Below are 3,541 nucleotides of genomic sequence, written 5' to 3'. Positions count from 1 at the left end.
GCCCCGACCCCCAACACCACCCCATGAATCACAAACGTAAAAATCAACGCCTGCACAATCTGCCCAAACGTGTCAGGTCGCTTGAATGCGGTGAGCGTGTAAAAAATCCAGGTCGAAACAAACCCGGGGATGAGGTACTGCAACAACGGAATAACTTCTTTGACCAGATCGTCCATGATCCGTGGCTCCTTGAAAGACTTGCCGGCCCGATAAGTGACCGGCAATCAAAGCCTAGTGCACGCTGAAAAAGTCCCTCGCCGCGATCTGTCACAGCGCATTACGCCAGCCGCTAAACCTGCGCATCCTGCAAAATCAGATCCGCGCCCTTCTCCGCGACCATCAGCACCGCCGCATGGGTATTGCCCGATGTCACATTCGGGAAAATCGACGCATCGACGACCCGCAACCCTGCGAAACCATGCACTTTCAGGCGCTTGTCGACCACCGACGTCTGCTCGTCCGCGCCCATCGCACAGGACCCGCACAGGTGATAGATCGAGCCACAGTTGTCGCGAAAGTACTGCAACATCTGCTCATCGGTTTCCACCGCTGGCCCCGGCAAGACTTCATCGACGGTGATGCTCCTGAGCGCCGGGGCGTGCATGATCTTGCGCATCAGGCGACTGCCCTGGATCACCTCATCAATGTCCTTTTGTGTGCTCAGGTAGTTCGGGTCGATCAACGCCGCATCCCGTGGATTTTTCGAGGCGATTTCGACGTGCCCGCGACTGGTAGGCCGGCACGGATTGAAGCACAGCAGGAAGCCTGAATACGGCTCCGGCTTGAGACTGGCCTTGTTGTTTTTCGGGATCTGGTACGACAGCGGGTTGAAGTACAACTGCAGGTTGGGATGCGCCTGCTGCTGGTCGCCACGGAAAAATCCGCCGGCCTGATTGACGCTCATGGCCAGCGCGCCCTTGCGGGTGAGCAGGTATTTGAGGCCGAGCTTTAGCTGGCCGAACAGCGAACTCAGTTCATCGTTCAACGTCGGGATATTGGCCTTGTAGTAGTAGCTGACGCACAGGTGATCCTGCAGGTTGCGGCCCACCGCTGGCAGGTGCTTGACCAGCGGAATCTGGTGCCTGGCGAGCAGCTCGCGATCGGCCACGCCGGACAACTGCAGGATCTTCGGCGTATCGACCGCGCCCGCACAGAGGATCACTTCCTTGCGCGCAGTAAACGTGCGCACCACCCCGTGCTGGGTAATCGAGATACCGCTGGCGCGCTGCTGTGCTGCGTCAAACAGCACACGATCCACCAGTGCGTAATGCTCGACAGTCAGGTTCGGCCGGCTCAGTGCCGGATGCAGATGAGCGAAGCTGCTGGAACAGCGCTGGCCGTTTTTGGTGTTGACGTCGTAAAGACCTGCACCCTCGAATTTCGCCCCGTTGAAATCGTCGCTGCGCGGATAGCCGAGCTGCGAGCAGCCTTCAAGAAACACATCGCAGATCGGGTGGGTCTGGCCCTTCATCGGGGTGATGCTGATCGGACCGCTGCCGCCGTGGTATTCGCTATCGCCCAGCGGGTGATTTTCCAGTTTGCGGAAGTACGGCAGCACGTCCTTGAAGCCCCAGCCGTCGTTGCCGCTGGCCGCCCAATCGTCGAAATCGTGGGCCTGGCCACGCACGTAGATCATCGCGTTGATCGAGCCGGAACCACCCTGCACCTTGCCGCGCGGGGCGTAGATTTCGCGATTGCCCAGTTGCTTCTGCGGCTGGCTGTAGTACATCCAGTTGAAGGTCGGGTTGTAATACATTTTGGCGAAGCCGACCGGGATCCTGAACCACAGCGAGCTGTCTTTGCCGCCCGCTTCCAGCAGCAGCACCGTGTATTGCCCGGAGGCCGAGAGCCGATTGGCCAACACGCAGCCAGCGGCGCCTGCGCCAGCGATGATGTAGTCGTATGTCATGCACGGTTACCGCGTAAGTCGTTGTACAAAAATCGGAATAGACACTGCGATCGCCAGTAGGCGCGAGCCTGCTCGCGATGGCGTCGTATCAGTCACCACTTTCAGAGGATGACCCACCGCCATCGCGAGCAGGCCCACTCCTAAAGGGACGGTGTCAGCCACGCGCAGGCGATGTGTCTTTCACGTCAACTGGCACAGGTGCCATTTGCAGGTGCAGGCGCTCGCCGGTGTACGGCGAGTGCTTGCGTACCACCTCCATGTTCAGCTCGACGCCCAGGCCCGGCTCGGTGGACGGAATGATGTAGCCGTCCTCCCACTGCAACGGCTTGGTCAGTACCTCGGCGTGGAAGCCGCCCCAGGTCTCGATGCTTTCCTGAATCAGGAAGTTCGGGGTGCAGGTCGCCAGCTGGAAACTCGCCGCTGCGCCAATCGGCCCGTTGTACAAATGCGGGGCGATCTGCGCGTAGTAGGCCTCGGCCATGCTGGCGATTTTCTTGGCTTCGAGCAGGCCGCCACAGCGCGCCACGTTCATCTGCAGAATCGACGCACCGCCGGCCTGCAACAGCTTGAAGAATTCGTACTTGGTGGTCAGGCGCTCACCGGTCGCAATCGGGATGCTGGTCTTCGCCGCGACTTGCGCCATGGCTTCTTCCTGGCCTGGCGGCACCGGTTCTTCGAACCACAGCGGGTCGTACTTCTCCAGGCGCTTGGCCAGACGAATCGCCGACGACGGCACCATCTGCCCGTGAGTCCCGAACAGCAGGTCGCACTTATTGCCCACTGCTTCGCGGATCTTGCGGCAGAAGATTTCGCAGCGCTCCAGCACTTCCAGCGAAATCTGATGCCCGGAGTACGCGGTGTACGGGCCGGCCGGATCGAACTTCAGCGCGGTGAAGCCTTTGTTCATGTTTTCGACGGCGCACTCGGCCGCCAGGTCCGGGTCGTCGTAGTCGTATTCGCCACGGCTGTTGACCGGGTACAGGTAGGTGTAGGAGCGCAGACGCTCGTTGACCTTGCCGCCGAGCAACTCGTAAACCGGCTTGTTCACCGCTTTGCCGATGATGTCCCAGCAGGCCATTTCCAGACCACTGACCACCCCCATCATGGTCAAGTCGGGACGCTGGGTGAAACCGCTGGAATAGGCCTGACGGAAGAAGCGTTCGATATGGTGCGGATCCTGGTTGAGCAGATAGCGTTCGAACACGTCTTCGATGATCGGCAGCATGGCTTTCGGGCCGAAGGTTGCGGCGTAGATCTCGCCCACGCCTTCGATGCCGCAATCGGTCTTGAGCTTGACGAACAGCCAGTACATGCCGCCAACGTGCGGTGGCGGTACGGCGACGATATGGGTTTCAAGGGCGATGATTTTCATGTCAGGCACCTGCTTTATTTGAAGTTTTGCGATTGATTCGGGCGCGCAGGGCCACGGCAGCCAGGGTGCCGATCAGACCGATGGCGGCGATGTAGCCGAAGTACAGCTGGTAGCCGAGGGCGCCGGGGAAGTGCTCGGTGAGGTAGCCGTTGATCAACGGAATGAAGGCATCCGGCATGTAGCCGACCACCGAGACAATGCCGATGGCCAGGCCGGTGATGCGCAGCGGAATGTTGCAGCTGTCGAGGATCGCCCAGTAC

Annotated in this window: 2 protein-coding genes and 1 pseudogene; all 3 read right to left on the bottom strand. The window is 60.1% G+C overall.

Features of this window, described 5'->3' with window-relative positions; translation table 11 throughout:
- Positions 1-289: 289 nt before the first annotated feature.
- Positions 290-1,909: a GMC family oxidoreductase gene (locus DBR24_RS00465; RefSeq protein ID WP_128613555.1), complete on the bottom strand. Its 1,620-nt coding sequence runs from the start codon at positions 1,907-1,909 to the stop codon at positions 290-292.
- A 154-nt stretch (positions 1,910-2,063) separates the two neighbouring features.
- Positions 2,064-3,281, bottom strand: coding sequence for a mandelate racemase/muconate lactonizing enzyme family protein (locus DBR24_RS00455; RefSeq protein ID WP_128613554.1), 1,218 nt, complete (start codon positions 3,279-3,281; stop codon positions 2,064-2,066).
- 1 nt (position 3,282) lies between these two features.
- A pseudogene (locus tag DBR24_RS00450) lies at positions 3,283-3,541 on the bottom strand (MFS transporter); the annotation flags it as partial.

Source organism: Pseudomonas sp. HMWF006 (assembly GCF_003061205.1).
In the GTDB taxonomy this organism is placed as follows: domain Bacteria; phylum Pseudomonadota; class Gammaproteobacteria; order Pseudomonadales; family Pseudomonadaceae; genus Aquipseudomonas; species Aquipseudomonas monsensis.
The sequence above is the reverse complement of the archived record's forward strand: the minus strand, read 5'-3'. Positions and strand labels throughout refer to the sequence as shown.

Bases quoted from the DNA above. Each gene is read 5' to 3' on its own strand.
- DBR24_RS00455 (WP_128613554.1), bottom strand. From the start codon at position 3,281: ATGAAAATCATCGCCCTTGAAACCCATATCGTCGCCGTACCGCCACCG.
- DBR24_RS00465 (WP_128613555.1), bottom strand. From the start codon at position 1,909: ATGACATACGACTACATCATCGCTGGCGCAGGCGCCGCTGGCTGCGTG.